Source organism: Pseudomonas sp. JH-2, assembly GCF_036231725.1.
Taxonomy (GTDB): Bacteria; Pseudomonadota; Gammaproteobacteria; order Pseudomonadales; family Pseudomonadaceae; genus Pseudomonas; species Pseudomonas delhiensis.
Genome location: NZ_JAZAQP010000012.1, coordinates 104,475 through 118,556, shown reverse-complemented (window position 1 = coordinate 118,556; position 14,082 = coordinate 104,475). Strand labels below are relative to the sequence as shown.

Here is a 14,082-nt window from a genome sequence, read left to right as displayed (position 1 = left end):
AAGTGAAGGGAAAAGAGGCTTCAGCGCCGCCCGGTCCAGTAGCCGGACACCTGGTGCCAGGTCTTGCCGGCGCTGAGCAGCAGCGGGCGGACCTGGTCCTTGCCGTGGACGCGGATGCGCTTCACCGAGCTGATCAGGTCGTAGCGCGCCGAGCCTTCGCTCATGCCCTCGGCCAGCACCTTGCAGATGATGTGGCTGGGGGTGACGCCGAAGCCGGAATAGCCCTGCACGAAGAAGGCGTTGGGGCGGCCGGGCAGGGCGCCGATCTGCGGGAACAAGTTGGGGCTGCAGGCCATGGGGCCGCCCCAGGCGAGGTCGATCTTCACGTTCTCGAGGTAGGGGAAGATCTTCAGCATCAGCTTGCGGTTCCAGGCCTTGAGGTCGCGCGGGATGTGCTCGATGAAGGGCGTGGCGGCGCCGAACAGCAGGCGGTTCTCGTTGGTCACGCGGTAGTAGTCGATGACCGGGCGGATGTCGCTGTAGGCGCCGCGGATCGGGCTGATGCGCTGGATGAGCTCGTCCGGCAGCGGCTCGGTCATCATCTGGAAGGCGTAGGTGTTGATGGTGCTCTTGTGCAGTTCCGGCTCCAGCTTGTTGAGGAAGCTGTCGCAGGCCCAGAGCAGCTTGCTGGCCTTCACCGAGCCCTTGGCGGTGCGCACGGTGATGCGCTCGCCGTAGGTCACGTCCAGCGCCGGGCTGTACTCGAAGATCTTCACCCCGTGGCCGGCCAGGGCCTTGGCCTCGCCGAGCAGCAGGTTGAGCGAGTGCACGTGGCCGCCGCCCATGTGCAGCAGGGCGCTGGAATAGGCGTCGGAGCCGATGATCTGGCGCACCTCGGAGCCGTCCAGGTAGCGGATCTCGTGGCGCGAGTCGAGCGACTTGAACTCGCGCTCCCAGGCCCGCAGGGTCTTCGCCTGGCGGGCGTTGAAGCCCATGTAGCCGTAGCCGTGGCAGAAATCGGCGTCGATGTCGTACTTGCGGATGCGCTCCTTGATGATGTCGGCGCCCATGTCGCTGATTTCGAAGATCTGCCGCAGGCCGTCCTCGCCGACGTCTTTCCTGATCTTCTCCAGGTCGTGGCCGATGCCGGCCATGATCTGCCCGCCGTTGCGCCCGGTGCCGCCGAAGCCGAGGTAGCGCGCCTCCAGCACCACTATGTCGGTGATGCCCTTCTCGGCCAGCTCCAGCGCGGTATTGATGCCGGAGAAGCCACCGCCGATCACGACCACGTCGGCCTCCAGGTCCGCCTCCAGGGAGGGGAAGGCGAGGTCGTACTTCTTGGTCGCGGTGTAGTAGGTGGGGGTCTCGATGTTGATCATGACTGCAGCCTGGAACCGGAGGGAAAGGGGTGCGACTGGCGTCGCGCGGATGGCCTATTAGGGCCCGCGCGACGCTGTTTGTCTTGATCCAGGCTGCCCGGCTTCTTGTCCGGGGCTGACAGGCCGGCGTCAGCCCTGCAGCAGGCTGCGCACGTGCTCGACGGCGGCGCGGGCGCAGCTGCAGTCCAGTTCCTCGGAAGCGCCGGACACGCCGATGGCGCCGATCACTTCGCCGGACAGGCGCAAGGGCTCGCCGCCGCCGTACAGGGCCAGCCCCGGTTGCAGCGGCAGGCCCTGGCGCACCGCGTCCGAGCAACGCTCCAGGCGCGCCTGCCAGTCGCGGGTGGGCAGGTTGAAGGCGGCGGCGGTGCGCGCCTTGCTCAGGGCGATGTCGCGGGACGGCGCGGGCGCCGCGTCCATGTGCGCGCTATGCACCGGCAGGCCGCTGGCGTCGACCACGACGATGCTGACCCGCGCCTGCAGCTCTTCGGCGCGGTTCAGCGCGGCCTGCAGGGCCTGCATGGCGAGGGTCAGGGTAAGGCTGGTCTGCTGGCGAAGGAAGTGGGACATCGGCGGTTCTCCAGGGAGGGGCGGTCGTGCGAATGATAGTTAATATATTAACTTATGCCCGCGCCAGGAATCGGGCCGTCGCCGGCGGCCCGCGTCGCTTCCCATGGCCGATAACGAAAGGCCCCACGGCGGACTGCCCGTCCGCCGTGGAGCCTGGTAGGACTTTCCGTACGGCCGCTCAGGCGACCTCTCGGTGGCGCGGGGCTCAATACACCGAAGGGGCGGAGGGGGCCTGGGCCTGGGCGCCGCCCTTGAACCGGCCGGCCAGCTCGCGCAGCGAGCGCATCAGCAGGCTGGTGTCCACGCCCACGGCAACGAACTTCGCGCCCAGCTCCAGGTAGCGCCGGGCCAGCTTCTCGTCGGCGCTGAGGATGCCGGCGGCCTTGCCGGCGCGCTGGATGCGGGCGATGGCGTCCTCGATGGCGGCCTGCACGTCCGGGTGCCCCGGGTTGCCGCGGTGGCCCATGGCCGCGCTGAGGTCGGCCGGGCCGATGAACACGCCGTCGACGCCGTCCACCGCGGCGATGGCGTCGAGGTTGGCCAGGCCTTCCAGGTTCTCCACCTGCACCAGCAGGCACATCTGCGCGTCCGCCTCGTCGAGGTAGCCGGGGATGCTGTTCCAGCGCGAGGCGCGGGCCAGGGCGCTGCCCACGCCGCGCACGCCGAACGGCGGGTAGCGCATGGCGCGGACCAGCTCGGCGGCCTGTCCGGCGGTGTCCACCATGGGCACCAGCAGGGTCTGCGCGCCTATGTCGAGTAACTGCTTGATCAGCGCCGTGTCGCCGACCACCGGGCGGATGATCGGCTGCGCCGGGTAGGGCGCCACCGCCTGCAACTGGCCGAGCAGGCTGCGCAGGTCGTTGGGCGCGTGCTCGCCGTCGAGCAGCAGCCAGTCGAAGCCGGCATTGGCCGCCAGCTCCGCGCAATACGGGTCGGCCAGGCCGAGCCAGAGGCCGATCTGCGCGTCGCCGGATTGCAGGCGTTGTTTGAACGTATTGAGGGGGATGTGCATGGAAAGCTCCTGGAAGGGCCGCAGGCTTCAGGCTTCAGGCCAGAGCGCTCTTCGCCTGCAGCCTATGGCCTGCCGCCTGCAGCCATCACCTCATACAAACCGGCAAGAGATGCTACCGAGCTGGTCGTAGTCGACGTGGAAGGTGTCGCCGGGGGCCGCGGCCACCGGGCGGGTGAAGGAGCCGCCGAGGATCACCTGGCCGGGCTCCAGGGTGACGTCGTAGGGGGCCAGCTTGTTGGCCAGCCAGGCCACGCCCTTGGCCGGGTGGTTGAGCACCGCGGCGGAGACCCCGGATTCCTCGATCACGCCGTTGCGGTAGAGGATCGCCGGCACCCGCCGCAGGTCGATGTCGCCGGGCCGCACGGCGCGGCCGCCCATGACCACGCCGGCGTTGGCGGCGTTGTCGGAGATGGTGTCGAAGACCTTGCGGGTGGCCTTGGTCTGCGGGTCCACCTGCTGGATGCGCGCGTCGATGATCTCCAGTGCCGGGATCACCCACTCGGTGGCCTCCAGCACGTCGAACAGGGTGACGTTCGGGCCTTTCAGCGGCTTGCCGAGGATGAACGCCAGCTCCACTTCCACCCGCGGCACGATGAAGCGTTCGAAGGGGATGTCGCTGCCTTCGTCGAAGAACATGTCGTCCAGCAGCGCGCCGTAGTCCGGCTCGGTGATGTTCGACGAGACCTGCATGGCGCGCGAGGTCAGGCCGATCTTGTGGCCCTTGAGCACGCGGCCGTTGGCTATCTTCCGAGCCACCCAGGCGCGCTGGATGGCGTAGGCGTCCTCGATGGCGATGTCCGGGTAGTCGAGGGAGAACTGCCGCACCTGCTGGCGCGAACGCTCGGCGGCGTCGAGACGGGCGGCGGCTTCCTGGATGAGGGTGGAGTCGAGCATGGCTGTGTCTCTTTCAGCGGGGGTTGACCACGGCGGCCGGGGTGCGCAGGACCAGGGCGGCGCCGAGGGCGATGAGGATGGCCAGCAGGTACAGGGCCAGGCTGGAGCTGTGGGTGGTGTCGCGCATCCAGCCGATGAAGTAGGGCGCGGCGAAGGCGGCGATGCTGCCGAAGGAGCTGATCAGGGCGATGCCGGCGGCCTGGGCGCGGTTGCCGAGGAAGGCCGGCGGCAACTGCCAGAACATCGGCAGGGCGGCGCTGGCGCCCATGCCGGCGAGCACCAGCCCGGCCAGCACCAGCGGCGCGCTGGTGGGCGCCAGGCCCGTCAGGGCCAGGCCGGCGGCGGCCAGCAGCAGCGGCACGGCGAGGTGCCAGCGGCGCTCGCGGCGGCGGTCGGAGGAGCGCCCCAGGGCGATCATGAACACGCAGCCGGCCAGGTACGGCAGGGCGCTGAGCAGGCCGACGCGGCCGTCGGAGCCGATGCCGGCGCCGTGGATCAGGCTGGGCATCCAGAACGCCAGGGTGTTCACCGCCAGCATCACCGCGAAGTAGATGGCCACCAGCAGCCAGACGTGGTTGTCGCGCAGGATGCCGGCGAAGGAGGTGATCTGCTTGCGCTGCTCCTCGCCCTGCATCTCCTCGCGCAGGCCGGCCTTCTGCGCCTCGCTCAGCCAGGCCACGCGCTCGAAGCTCTCCGGCAGGCAGCGCCAGACCAGCAGGCCGAGCAGCACCACCGGCAGGCCCTCGATGAGGAACATCCACTGCCAGCCGCGCAGCCCGAGGAAGTCGTGGAAGCCCTCGAGGATGCCGCCGGACAGTGGCCCGCCGACCACCCCGGCCATGGGCACGGCGATGGCGAACAGCGCGGTGACGCCGGCGCGGCGGCGCGCCGGGAACCAGCGGTTGAGGTACACCAGGATGCCGGGGAAGAAGCCGGCCTCGGCCACCCCCAGCAGCAGGCGCAGGGTGTAGAAGCCGGCGGCGCTCTGCACCAGCAGCATGGCGGTGGACAGCAGGCCCCAGGTGACCATCAGGAAGGCGATCCAGCGGCGCGGGCCGACGCGTTCCAGCATCAGGTTGCTGGGCACGCCGAACAGTGCGTAGGCGACGAAGAACAGCCCGGCGCCCAGGCCGTAGACGGTGTCGCTGAAGTGCAGGTCGGCGCTCATCTGCAGCTTGGCGAAGCCGATGTTGATGCGGTCCAGGTGGGCGAATACGTAGCACACCAGCAGCAGCGGCATCAGGCGCCAGACCACGCGGGCGTGGGTGGCGTCGCTGGCGGCGGGCAGGGCGGCGGGGGATAGGGTGGCGGTGCTCATGGTCTTGTCTTTGTTCTGCGAGTGGCCGGGAGGGTGGCGGACTTCAGAGCGCCTGGCCCTTGAGGAAGGCGTGGACGTTGTTCTGCTTGTAGTTGAGCTCGGCGTTCAGCTCGCTCATCTCGAAGGACAGCGCCAGCAGGCGGCGCGCCTGGAGTTCGGCGAAGTGCGCCTTGATCACCTCGAAGAGCGCGTCGGCCACCTGCCGGCGGGTTTCCAGGTCGCGCCCGGCGCCCACCTTCAGGCTCATGTGGACGAAGGCGTAGTCGTGCTGGCCGTCGGCCATGCGCCAGGTATCCAGGCGCACGGCGCGGCTGCGGATGCCGCCCAGCGGGAACACCCCGCTGTCGCCGAGGCAGGCGTGGACCTTCTCGAACAGGCCGGGCAGGTCGGCCTCGGCCTCGATGTTGTGGGTGTACTCGGCGATGAAGTGCGGCATGGCTGTGTCCTCAGAGGCGGCTGCCGGACGGGTTGCCGGCGGGGTTGGAGGCCTGGGCGGCGGGGATCGCCGAGCCGTCCTGCGGGGTCACCGGGAACACCACGTTGATCTGCCCGGTGCCGGAGGAGCCGAAGTAGGGCGTGACCACCTCGCCCTGGCCGTCGTAGTCCGACCAGCCGAGCGCGCCCAGGAGCATGGCGGTGTCGTGCATGAAGCCTTCGCCGTGGCCCTTGGCCGCGTATTCCGGGAGCATGCCGCAGAAGGTCTGCCAGTCGCCTCGCTGCCACATCCGCACCACCTCGTGGTCGAGGGTTTCCAGGAAGGGGCTCCAGACCTTGTCGGCGAATTCCGGGGCCTGGCCGTTCTGGGCGAAGCGGTGGGTCAGCGAGCCGCTGGCGAGGAAGGCCACGGTGCCGTCGTAGTGCTCTTCCACCGCCTTGCGCATGGCCCAGCCCAGGCGCGCGCTGTCGTTGAGGTAGTGCACGGTGCACAGCGCCGAGACCGAGATCACCTTGAAGTGCTGGTCCTGGTTCATGTAGCGCATCGGCACCAGGGTGCCGTACTCCGGGCCGAGGGTGGTGGCGTCGTGGGCCAGCACGTCCACGCCCATGGCGTTGCAGCCTTCGGCGAGGATGCGCCCCAGTTCCGGGTTGCCGGGGAACTCGTACTCCATGTTGGCGATGAAGTGCGGCAGCTCGTTGCTGGTGTACAGGCCCTGGAAGTGCGGCGCGCAGTTGACGTGGTAGCCGGCGTTGACCAGCCAGTGGGTGTCGAACACCACTATGGTGTCCACCCCCAGCTCGCGGCAGCGCCGGCCGATCTCGCGGTGCCCGTCGATGGCGGCCTGGCGGCTGCCCTGGCGCGGGCCGGGCAGTTCGGAGAGGTACAGCGAGGGAACGTGGGTGATCTTGGCAGCCAGAGCGAGTTTGCCCATGGTGGTTCTCCTGGTGCGGGGCGCCGCCGCTGGGGCGCCCGGATTCTTGTGATTGTTGGCTGCACGCCGGCGATGCAGGCGGCCTTGGCGGCCGCTCTCATCGGGCCGCCTTTCTACACGCCCCAGCGGGGAATGTGGTGGCTGCCCATGGAAATGCACACGTTCTTGATCTCGGCGAAGACCTCGAAGCTGTACTCGCCGCCCTCGCGGCCGGTGCCCGAGCCCTTCACGCCGCCGAACGGCTGGCGCAGGTCGCGGACGTTCTGGCTGTTGATGAATACCATGCCGGCCTCGATGCCGCGCGCCAGGCGATGGGCCTTGCCGATGTCCTGGGTCCAGATGTAGGAGGCCAGGCCGTATTCGGTGTCGTTGGCCAGGCGCAGGGCCTCGGCCTCGTCCTTGAACTTGAGCAGGCAGACCACCGGGCCGAAGATTTCTTCCTGGGCGATGCGCATGCGGTTGTCCACGTCGGCGAACACCGTGGGCTGCACGAACTGCCCGCGGGCCAGGTGCGCCGGCAGGTTGGCCGGGCGCTCCAGGCCGCCGGCGACCAGGCGCGCGCCTTCTTCCATGCCGATGCGGATGTAGCCGGTGACCTTGTCGTAGTGGGCCTGGGTGATCATCGAGCCGACCTGGGTCTTCGGGTCCTGCGGGTCGCCGACGATCAGGCGTTTGGCGCGGGCGGCGAACTCCTCGACGAAGCGGTCGTAGACCGTTTCCTGGATGAAGATACGGCTACCGGCGGTGCAGCGCTCGCCGTTCAGCGAGAAGATGGTGAACAGCGCGGCGTCCAGGGCGCGGTCCAGGTCGGCGTCGTCGAAGATCAGCACCGGCGACTTGCCGCCCAGCTCCATGGAGTATTTCTTCAGGCCGGCGGTCTGCATGATCTTGCGCCCGGTGGCGGTGCCGCCGGTGAAGGAGATGGCGCGCACGTCCGGGTGGCGCACCAGGGCGTCGCCGGCGGTGGCGCCGTAGCCCTGCACCACGTTGAGCACGCCCGGCGGGATGCCGGCTTCCAGGGCCAGGCGGCCCAGCTCGTTGGCGGTCAGCGGCGAGAGTTCGCTCATCTTCAGCACCGCGGTGTTGCCCAGGGCCAGGCAGGGCGCGGTCTTCCAGGTGGCGGTCATGAACGGCACGTTCCACGGCGAGACCAGCCCGCATACCCCCACCGGCTGGTACAGGGTGTAGTTGAGCATCTGGTCGTCCACCGGGTAGCTGTGGCCGTCCATGCGCGTGCAGACCTCGGCGAAGAACTCGAAGTTGTGCGAGGCGCGCGGGATCAGCACGTTGCGCGTCTGGTGGATCGGCAGGCCGGTGTCGAGGGTTTCCAGCTCGGCCAGGTTGGGCACGTTGGCGTCGATCAGCTCGCCCAGCTTGCGCATCAGCTTCGCGCGCTCCCTGGCCGGGGTGTTGGCCCATTTCGGGAAGGCTTCCTTGGCCGCGGCCACGGCCAGGGCGATTTCCTCGGCGCCGCCGCTGGCGACCTCGGCGATCACCTCGGTGGTGGCCGGGTTGATGGTCTGGAAGACTTCTTTGCTCTCGACCTCGCGGCCGTTGATCCAGTGCTTGATCATGCTTGTATCTCTGTCTCGATTAGGTACGGGCGCGGTTCGCGAAGAACTCGGCCTCGCTGACGATGCGGTTGACCAGGCGGCCGACGCCTTCCACTTCCACCACCACTTCATCGCCCGGCACCACGTCGGCCAGGCCTTCCGGCGTGCCGGTGGCGATCATGTCGCCCGGCTGCAGGGTCATGAAGCTGGAGAAGTATTCGATCAGGTAGGGGATGTCGAAGATCATGTCCGCGGTAGTGCCTTCCTGCTTCAGCTCGCCGTTGACCCAGGTGCGCAGCTTCAGCCGCGACGGGTCGGGCACGTCGGCGGCGTCGACTATCCAGGGGCCGACCGGGGTGGTGGCGTCGCGGTTCTTCACCCGCAGGTTGGGCCGGTAGTAGTTCTCCAGGTAGTCGCGGATGGCGTAGTCGTTGCAGACGGTGTAGCCGTCCAGGTAGGCGAGGGCGTCCTCGCGCCTGACGTTGCGCGCCGGCTTGCCGATCACCGCCACCAGCTCGCACTCGTAGTGCATGTAGGCGACGCCGTCGGGGCGCCAGGTCACCTGGTTGTGGCCGGTGTAGGTGCCCTTGGACTTGATGAACGCCAGCGGCTCGGTGGGCGCCTTGAAGGCCAGTTCGGCGGCGTGGTCGGCGTAGTTCAGGCCGAGGGCGAACATGGTCCCGCTGGCCGGCGGCAGCCATTGCACCTCGTGCTCGCCGAGCAGCCGGCCATCGGCCAGGCGCACGGCGTTGTCGGCTTCCACCGTGACCGCGTGGACTTCGCCCTGGTAGCGGATGCGTGCGTGTTTCATCTCAGGCTTCCTCCGCCACCACGTGATTGACCAGGCGGCCGAGACCTTCGATCTCCACCACCACCTCGTCGCCCGGCCGCACATCGACGCGGCCCTCGGGGGTGCCGGTGATGAGCACGTCGCCGGCGTGCAGGGTCATGAATTCGCTGATCTCGGCGATCAGCTGCGGGATGCTGCGCACCAGGTTGGCGGTACTGTTCTGCTGGCGCACTTCGCCGTTGACCAGCAGGCGGACCGGCAGGGCGTGCGGGTCGGCGATCTCGTCGCGGCCGACGACTTCGCTGCCCAGGGGGCAGAAGCCGTCGCGGCACTTGGCCTTGACCGCAGGGCGGTAGTAGCTGTCTTCCGGCAGGCTGAACTCGTTGACGATGACGTAGCCGGCGACGTAGGCCATGGCGTCGTCCACGCCCACGCGGCTGGCGTCGCGGCCGAGCACCACGCCCAGGGCCGGGCCCGGCTGCAGGCGCTCGACGCCGGCCGGGAAGACCACGGGCGCACCGTCGCCATTGCGGGTGTTCGGCGTCTTGATGAACAGCACCGGCTTGACCGGCGGCTTCTGATAAGGCGGTTGCTGGAATTCCTCCAGCCGGCTCTGCAACAGGCCCCGGTAGTTCAGCGCGACGCCGAACAGGGTGCCCGTTGCGGCTTCGCTGACAGCGCGACGCATGGCTTGGTTCTCCTGTTTCTCCCGGCCGCCTGCAGGCGGCCGGTTATCGTTAACATGTTAGCGTTATAGTTAATATGTTAACTATGGTCAAGCCTCTTCCATCGGGGCCTGATCCCGCTGCGAACATTGGAGCAGGCATGCACATGTTGGGATTGTCCGGCGCTGCCATGGCCTTGACCGACGCTGCCAGGAAGCCGGGCGGGCTTTCGCCGGGTTTGCCTGGGGAGGGGCTATGCTGGTTAAAATCTTTCCTACTTTCAGTCGAGTAGCCTCTTTCCATGTCCACGCCGCGTCCGTCCCTGACCCTCACCCTGCTACAGGCCCGCGAGGCCGCCATGGCCTTCTTCCGCCCTTCGCTCAACCAGCACGACCTGACCGAGCAGCAGTGGCGCATCGTGCGCATCCTCCGCCAGCAGGGCGAGATGGAGATCTACCAACTGGCGCAGCAGGCCTGCATCCTCAAGCCGAGCATGACCGGCGTGCTGGCGCGCATGGAGCGCGACGGCCTGGTGCGCCGCTGGAAGTCCGAGCACGACCAGCGCCGCGTGCTGGTGTGCCTGAGCGAGCAGGGCCAGCAGTGCTTCGTGGCCATGAGCGGCGACATGGAGAACAACTACCGGCGCATCCTCGAGCAGTTCGGCGAGGACAAGCTGCAGCAGCTGCTGGGGTTGCTCGACGAGCTGAAGAAGATCAAGCCCTGAGGCGCTTCGCAGGAGCGAGCAAGAACCAGGCGTCCCCCTCGCTCCTGCAGGTAGGTAACACCATGGCCCGCGCACCCATCCCCAACATCGACATCGGCCAGGTCTACGACCTGCGCTACAGCGATTCCGAGGTGCACTACGAGGAACTGGGCAAGCTGGCCGACTTCTTCGGCCGCAACATGCCGGTGCACCGCCACGACCGCTTCTTCCAGGTGCACTACGTGAAGAGCGGCTCGGTGCGCGTCTACCTCGACGAGCAGCTCTACCACCGGCAGGGCCCGCTGTTCTTCCTCACCCCGCCGACCATCCCCCACGCCTTCGTCACCGAGAACGACGCCGACGGCCACGTGCTGACGGTGCGCCAGCAACTGCTCTGGCCGCTGCTGGCGCCGGAGCAGGGCCTGGCCGCCGGACCGGACATAGGCCCGGTGTGCGTGGCCTTCGACCAGCTGGACGAGACCTCCGCCGGCGAGGTGGCGCGCCTGGACGGCCTGTTCGACCTGCTGCGCGAGGAGTTCCGCGGCGAGCGCCCGGGCCGCGAACTCGCCCTGGCCGACCTGGTGCGGCTGATCTTCGTCAGCCTGCTGCGCCTCTCGGCCCGCTCGCTCAAGGCGCAGCCCATGCGCCGCGAGGACCTGCGCCTGTTCCAGCGCTTCAACCAGCTGATCGAGCAGCACTACCCCGAGCACTGGCCGCTGGCGGCCTACGCCGAGCGCATCGGCGTCACCGAGGCGCGCCTCAACGACATCTGCCGGCGCGTCGCCGGGTTGCCCTCCAAGCGCCTGGTACACGAGCGGCTGATGCAGGAGGCGCGGCGCCTGCTGCTGTTCAGCGGCAGCTCGGTGAACGAAATCTGCTACCAGCTCGGCTTCAAGGACCCGGCCTACTTCAGCCGCTTCTTCGCCCGTAATGCCGGGATGGCTCCGGGGGAGTACCGCCAGCGCAGGGCGGGTGACAAGGAAGAGGCCTGGCGTTAGGGCTTTGGCTTTTCGTAGGATCGAGGGGGACGCCTAGTTCTTGCTCGCGAATGGGGTTTCCCGGTGGCCGTGGTGCTTTCGGTGGGCTCCGTACCCTCTCCCCAGCCCTCTCCCTGAAGGGAGAGGGGGCTTGTCCGTGCCCGCGGATAAACATGGTTTCAACCTGATATCGCCGAGGTTGCCGGCTAACACCATGACATCCAACTCTGCCCAACGGTCCCCTCTCCCTTCAGGGAGAGGGTTAGGGAGAGGGAGCGGAGTCAATCCGAAACACCACGGCCACCGGGAAACTCCATTCGCGAGCAAGCTCGCTCCTACAAGGAAGGATGCTTGGGTTTCGGATTATTGGTTAACTTGTTAACGTTATCCACACCCCATGCCCGGAGTCCCCCATGCCCATCCCCGACCGCCCCCAGCGCCTGATCCTGCCCCTGGCCGCGCTGGTCGCCTTCGCGCCCCTGTCCATCGACACCTACCTGCCCAGCCTGCCGCTGATCGCCGGCGACCTGGGGGCCGGCGCCGGCGAGGTGCAGCTGACCATCAGCCTGTTCCTCGCCGGATTGTGCCTGGGCATGCTGTTCTACGGGCCGCTGTCGGACCGTTTCGGCCGTCGCCGCCTGCTGCTGGGCGGCATCTGCCTGTACCTGCTGGCCACCCTCGGCTGCCTGTTCGCCGGCAGCGCCTCGGCGCTGATCGCCTGGCGCTTCTTCCAGGCCCTGGGCGGGGCGGCGGCCTCGGTGCTGGCGCGGGCCATAGTGCGCGACCTGTTCCCCCTGCAGCAGTCGGCGCGGGTGCTTTCGCTGATGCACCTGGTGACCATGCTCGCCACCCTGGTGGCGCCGCTGCTGGGCAGCCTGCTGGCCCAGGCCGCCGGCTGGCGTTCGGTGTTCGCCGTGCTCTTCGCCTTCGCCGCGGCGTGCCTGCTGACCGTGCTCCGGCGGATACCCGAGAGCCTGCCGGCGGAGCACCGCGGGCAGTCGGTGGCGCAGGTGTTCCGCGCCTACGGGCGCATCCTGCTGCAGCCCAGGGCGCTGGGCTACATGCTGTGCATGGGCCTGTCGTTCGGCGGCATGTTCGCCTTCATCACCGCCTCGCCCTTCGTCTACATCGAGTATTTCGGCGTTTCGCCTCAGGCCTATGCCTGGCTGTTCAGCCTGAACATCGCCGGCATCATCCTGGCCACCAGCCTCAATGCGCGGCTGGTGGGGCGGCTCGGGCCGCAGCGGATGCTCGCCTTCGGCGCTGCCCTGGCCGCGCTGTCGGGGGCGCTCCTGCTGGGCTGCGGCTTCGCTGGCTGGGGCGGGCTGCCGGCGCTGGTGCCGGGCGTGCTGCTCTACGTCAGCGTCACCGGCCTGCTCGGCGCCAACTGCGTGGCCAGCCTGCTGGCGCTGTTCCCCCGCGAGGCCGGTGCCGCCGCCGGGCTTGCGGTCACCGGGCAGTTCGCCCTGGGGGCGGCCTGCAGCGCCCTGGTCGGCGCGCTTTCCGACGGCAGCCCCTGGCCGATGTGCCTGGTGGTCGGTTGTGCCGGCCTCGGCTGCCTGCTGGCCTTCCTCCTGGCCCGCCGGCACGCCCCGCAGCCGTCGCCGGAAGCCGCCTGACCTAGGCCGGCTGTTCCTCCGCCCGCGCCGCCCGGCGCAGGCCCTGCCAGGCGCAGTAGGCCAGCAGCAGGGCGCCGGCCACCGCCATCGCCCAGGGGCCGCCGTAGCGCGCGGCCAGCAGCCCGGCGAGCAGGCCGCCGATGGCGTCGAAGCCGAAGCGCGTGGCGGTGTAGATCGACACCACGCGGCCGCGCAGTGCCTCCGGCGCGCTGCTCTGGATGACGATGTTGGTGCCGACGTTGTTCACCGTGACGCCGAAGCCCAGCACCGCCATGGCCGCCAGCGACAGCGGCAGGTTGCGGCTGAGGGCGAACGCCAGCAGGGCGCCGGCGCTGGCCAGGGCGGAAAGCAGGATGATCCGCGGCAGCCGCGCCGGGTCCTGGTGCTGCGCCAGGAACAGGCTCGACAGCAGCGAGCCGAAGCCGGCCGCGCCCCACAGCCAGCCGAGGGTGCGCGCGTCGCCGGCGAAGACGTCGCGGGCGAACACCGGCAGCAGCGCGGCGTAGCTGGAAGCGGTGAGGTTGACCAGCAGCACGCCGAGCATCAGCTGGCGCACGCTCGGCGTGCGCAGGGCGTAGTCCAGGCCCTCGCGGAACACGCTGCCCATGCTGCCGCTGGCGCGCACCCCGGGCGCCAGGCGCACCCGCAACAGGCCGCCCACCAGCGCCAGGTAGGACAGGGCGTTGAGGGCGAAGCACAGGCTCTCGCTGGTCAGCCCCAGCAGCAGCCCGGCCAGCGGCGGGCCGACGAAGCGCGAGCAGGTGAACAGCGAGGCGTTCAGCGCCAGGGCGTTGGGCAGGTCGGCGCGGTCGTCGACGAAGCGGCTGAGCAGCGATTGCCGCAGCGGCGTGTCGAAGGCGCTGAGCACCCCGAGCAGCGCCGACATGCCGACGATCAGCGCCGGGGTGATCAGCCCGCTGGCGGTCAGCCCGGCCAGGGCCGCGGCCTGCAGCGCCATCAGGCTCTGGCTGGCGAGCAGCAGGCGGCGCTTGTCGTGGCGGTCGATCCAGGCGCCGGCCAGGGGGCCGATGAACAGCTGCGGCAGCAGCGCCACGCAACTGGTGATGCCCAGCAGCGCCGCCGAGCCGGTCAGCCGGTAGACCAGCCAGGCCAGCGCCACCTGCTGGACCCAGGTGCCCAGGGTGGAGATCGCGTGGCCGGCGAAGTACAGGCGGAAGTTGCGGTGGCGCAGCGCGCGCAGGCTGTTCGGCCAGGAACGGGAAGCGGACATCGGCGGCTCGCTCGGGCGAAGGATGAAGGAGGGGAGGCGGCCATCATAGCGGAAATTTTCC

At 69.1% G+C, this 14,082-nt stretch carries 14 protein-coding genes; 3 read left to right on the top strand and 11 right to left on the bottom strand.

Features of this window, described 5'->3' with window-relative positions:
• Window positions 1-20: 20 nt before the first annotated feature.
• From VV867_RS11265 to VV867_RS11220, 10 genes are all read right to left on the bottom strand, one after another.
• Complete coding sequence (locus VV867_RS11265) at window positions 21-1,319, bottom strand: NAD(P)/FAD-dependent oxidoreductase (protein ID WP_275629251.1); 1,299 nt, start codon at window positions 1,317-1,319, stop codon at window positions 21-23.
• 129 nt (window positions 1,320-1,448) lie between these two features.
• The gene (locus VV867_RS11260) at window positions 1,449-1,889 is read right to left on the bottom strand and encodes a GlcG/HbpS family heme-binding protein (protein WP_328566397.1); all 441 of its coding nucleotides are present in this window, start codon (window positions 1,887-1,889) and stop codon (window positions 1,449-1,451) included.
• Window positions 1,890-2,094: 205 nt separating this feature from the next.
• Window positions 2,095-2,901 (bottom strand): 4-hydroxy-2-oxoheptanedioate aldolase, encoded by an 807-nt coding sequence (gene hpaI / locus VV867_RS11255; protein WP_328566396.1) that lies wholly within the window; start codon window positions 2,899-2,901, stop codon window positions 2,095-2,097.
• A 90-nt stretch (window positions 2,902-2,991) separates the two neighbouring features.
• Complete coding sequence (gene hpaH / locus VV867_RS11250; protein WP_109934320.1) at window positions 2,992-3,795, bottom strand: 2-oxo-hept-4-ene-1,7-dioate hydratase; 804 nt, start codon at window positions 3,793-3,795, stop codon at window positions 2,992-2,994.
• A 13-nt stretch (window positions 3,796-3,808) separates the two neighbouring features.
• Window positions 3,809-5,113, bottom strand: a complete 1,305-nt coding sequence (locus VV867_RS11245; protein ID WP_328566395.1) for an MFS transporter — start codon at window positions 5,111-5,113, stop codon at window positions 3,809-3,811.
• Between the two features lie 43 nt (window positions 5,114-5,156).
• Entirely contained in the window at window positions 5,157-5,549 is a 393-nt protein-coding gene (locus tag VV867_RS11240; RefSeq protein WP_089393999.1) for a 5-carboxymethyl-2-hydroxymuconate Delta-isomerase, read from the bottom strand.
• A 10-nt stretch (window positions 5,550-5,559) separates the two neighbouring features.
• Window positions 5,560-6,483, bottom strand: coding sequence for a 3,4-dihydroxyphenylacetate 2,3-dioxygenase (gene hpaD / locus VV867_RS11235; RefSeq protein WP_328566394.1), 924 nt, complete (start codon window positions 6,481-6,483; stop codon window positions 5,560-5,562).
• A 113-nt stretch (window positions 6,484-6,596) separates the two neighbouring features.
• The gene (hpaE, locus tag VV867_RS11230; protein WP_328566393.1) at window positions 6,597-8,057 is read right to left on the bottom strand and encodes a 5-carboxymethyl-2-hydroxymuconate semialdehyde dehydrogenase; all 1,461 of its coding nucleotides are present in this window, start codon (window positions 8,055-8,057) and stop codon (window positions 6,597-6,599) included.
• 19 nt (window positions 8,058-8,076) lie between these two features.
• Entirely contained in the window at window positions 8,077-8,847 is a 771-nt protein-coding gene (locus tag VV867_RS11225) for a fumarylacetoacetate hydrolase family protein (protein ID WP_089394002.1), read from the bottom strand.
• Between the two features lies 1 nt (window position 8,848).
• Window positions 8,849-9,514, bottom strand: coding sequence for a fumarylacetoacetate hydrolase family protein (locus VV867_RS11220; RefSeq protein WP_328566392.1), 666 nt, complete (start codon window positions 9,512-9,514; stop codon window positions 8,849-8,851).
• A gap of 278 nt (window positions 9,515-9,792) precedes the next feature.
• On the opposite strand from VV867_RS11220, the gene hpaR reads away from it, so the two are divergent.
• From hpaR to VV867_RS11205, 3 genes are all read left to right on the top strand, one after another.
• Complete coding sequence (gene hpaR / locus VV867_RS11215; RefSeq protein ID WP_089394004.1) at window positions 9,793-10,215, top strand: homoprotocatechuate degradation operon regulator HpaR; 423 nt, start codon at window positions 9,793-9,795, stop codon at window positions 10,213-10,215.
• Window positions 10,216-10,277: 62 nt separating this feature from the next.
• Window positions 10,278-11,192 carry a 4-hydroxyphenylacetate catabolism regulatory protein HpaA gene (hpaA, locus tag VV867_RS11210; protein WP_328566391.1) on the top strand — a complete coding sequence of 305 codons (915 nt, stop codon included), beginning with the start codon at window positions 10,278-10,280 and terminating at the stop codon, window positions 11,190-11,192.
• A gap of 392 nt (window positions 11,193-11,584) precedes the next feature.
• Entirely contained in the window at window positions 11,585-12,790 is a 1,206-nt protein-coding gene (locus VV867_RS11205) for a Bcr/CflA family multidrug efflux MFS transporter (protein ID WP_275629252.1), read from the top strand.
• A gap of 1 nt (window position 12,791) precedes the next feature.
• Here VV867_RS11205 and VV867_RS11200 read toward each other — a convergent pair whose 3' ends face one another.
• The gene (locus tag VV867_RS11200) at window positions 12,792-14,021 is read right to left on the bottom strand and encodes an MFS transporter (protein ID WP_275629253.1); all 1,230 of its coding nucleotides are present in this window, start codon (window positions 14,019-14,021) and stop codon (window positions 12,792-12,794) included.
• Between the last annotated feature and the right edge of the window lie 61 nt (window positions 14,022-14,082).

Excerpts from the sequence above, each read along its gene's own strand:
- VV867_RS11245 (WP_328566395.1), bottom strand. The coding sequence starts at position 5,113 with ATGAGCACCGCCACCCTATCCCCCGCCGCCCTGCCCGCCGCCAGCGAC.
- VV867_RS11265 (WP_275629251.1), bottom strand. The coding sequence starts at position 1,319 with ATGATCAACATCGAGACCCCCACCTACTACACCGCGACCAAGAAGTAC.
- VV867_RS11225 (WP_089394002.1), bottom strand. The coding sequence starts at position 8,847 with ATGAAACACGCACGCATCCGCTACCAGGGCGAAGTCCACGCGGTCACG.
- VV867_RS11200 (WP_275629253.1), bottom strand. The coding sequence starts at position 14,021 with ATGTCCGCTTCCCGTTCCTGGCCGAACAGCCTGCGCGCGCTGCGCCAC.
- VV867_RS11220 (WP_328566392.1), bottom strand. The coding sequence starts at position 9,514 with ATGCGTCGCGCTGTCAGCGAAGCCGCAACGGGCACCCTGTTCGGCGTC.
- VV867_RS11205 (WP_275629252.1), top strand. The coding sequence starts at position 11,585 with ATGCCCATCCCCGACCGCCCCCAGCGCCTGATCCTGCCCCTGGCCGCG.
- hpaI (WP_328566396.1), bottom strand. The coding sequence starts at position 2,901 with ATGCACATCCCCCTCAATACGTTCAAACAACGCCTGCAATCCGGCGAC.
- VV867_RS11240 (WP_089393999.1), bottom strand. The coding sequence starts at position 5,549 with ATGCCGCACTTCATCGCCGAGTACACCCACAACATCGAGGCCGAGGCC.
- hpaA (WP_328566391.1), top strand. The coding sequence starts at position 10,278 with ATGGCCCGCGCACCCATCCCCAACATCGACATCGGCCAGGTCTACGAC.
- hpaD (WP_328566394.1), bottom strand. The coding sequence starts at position 6,483 with ATGGGCAAACTCGCTCTGGCTGCCAAGATCACCCACGTTCCCTCGCTG.
- hpaH (WP_109934320.1), bottom strand. The coding sequence starts at position 3,795 with ATGCTCGACTCCACCCTCATCCAGGAAGCCGCCGCCCGTCTCGACGCC.
- hpaE (WP_328566393.1), bottom strand. The coding sequence starts at position 8,057 with ATGATCAAGCACTGGATCAACGGCCGCGAGGTCGAGAGCAAAGAAGTC.
- VV867_RS11260 (WP_328566397.1), bottom strand. The coding sequence starts at position 1,889 with ATGTCCCACTTCCTTCGCCAGCAGACCAGCCTTACCCTGACCCTCGCC.
- hpaR (WP_089394004.1), top strand. The coding sequence starts at position 9,793 with ATGTCCACGCCGCGTCCGTCCCTGACCCTCACCCTGCTACAGGCCCGC.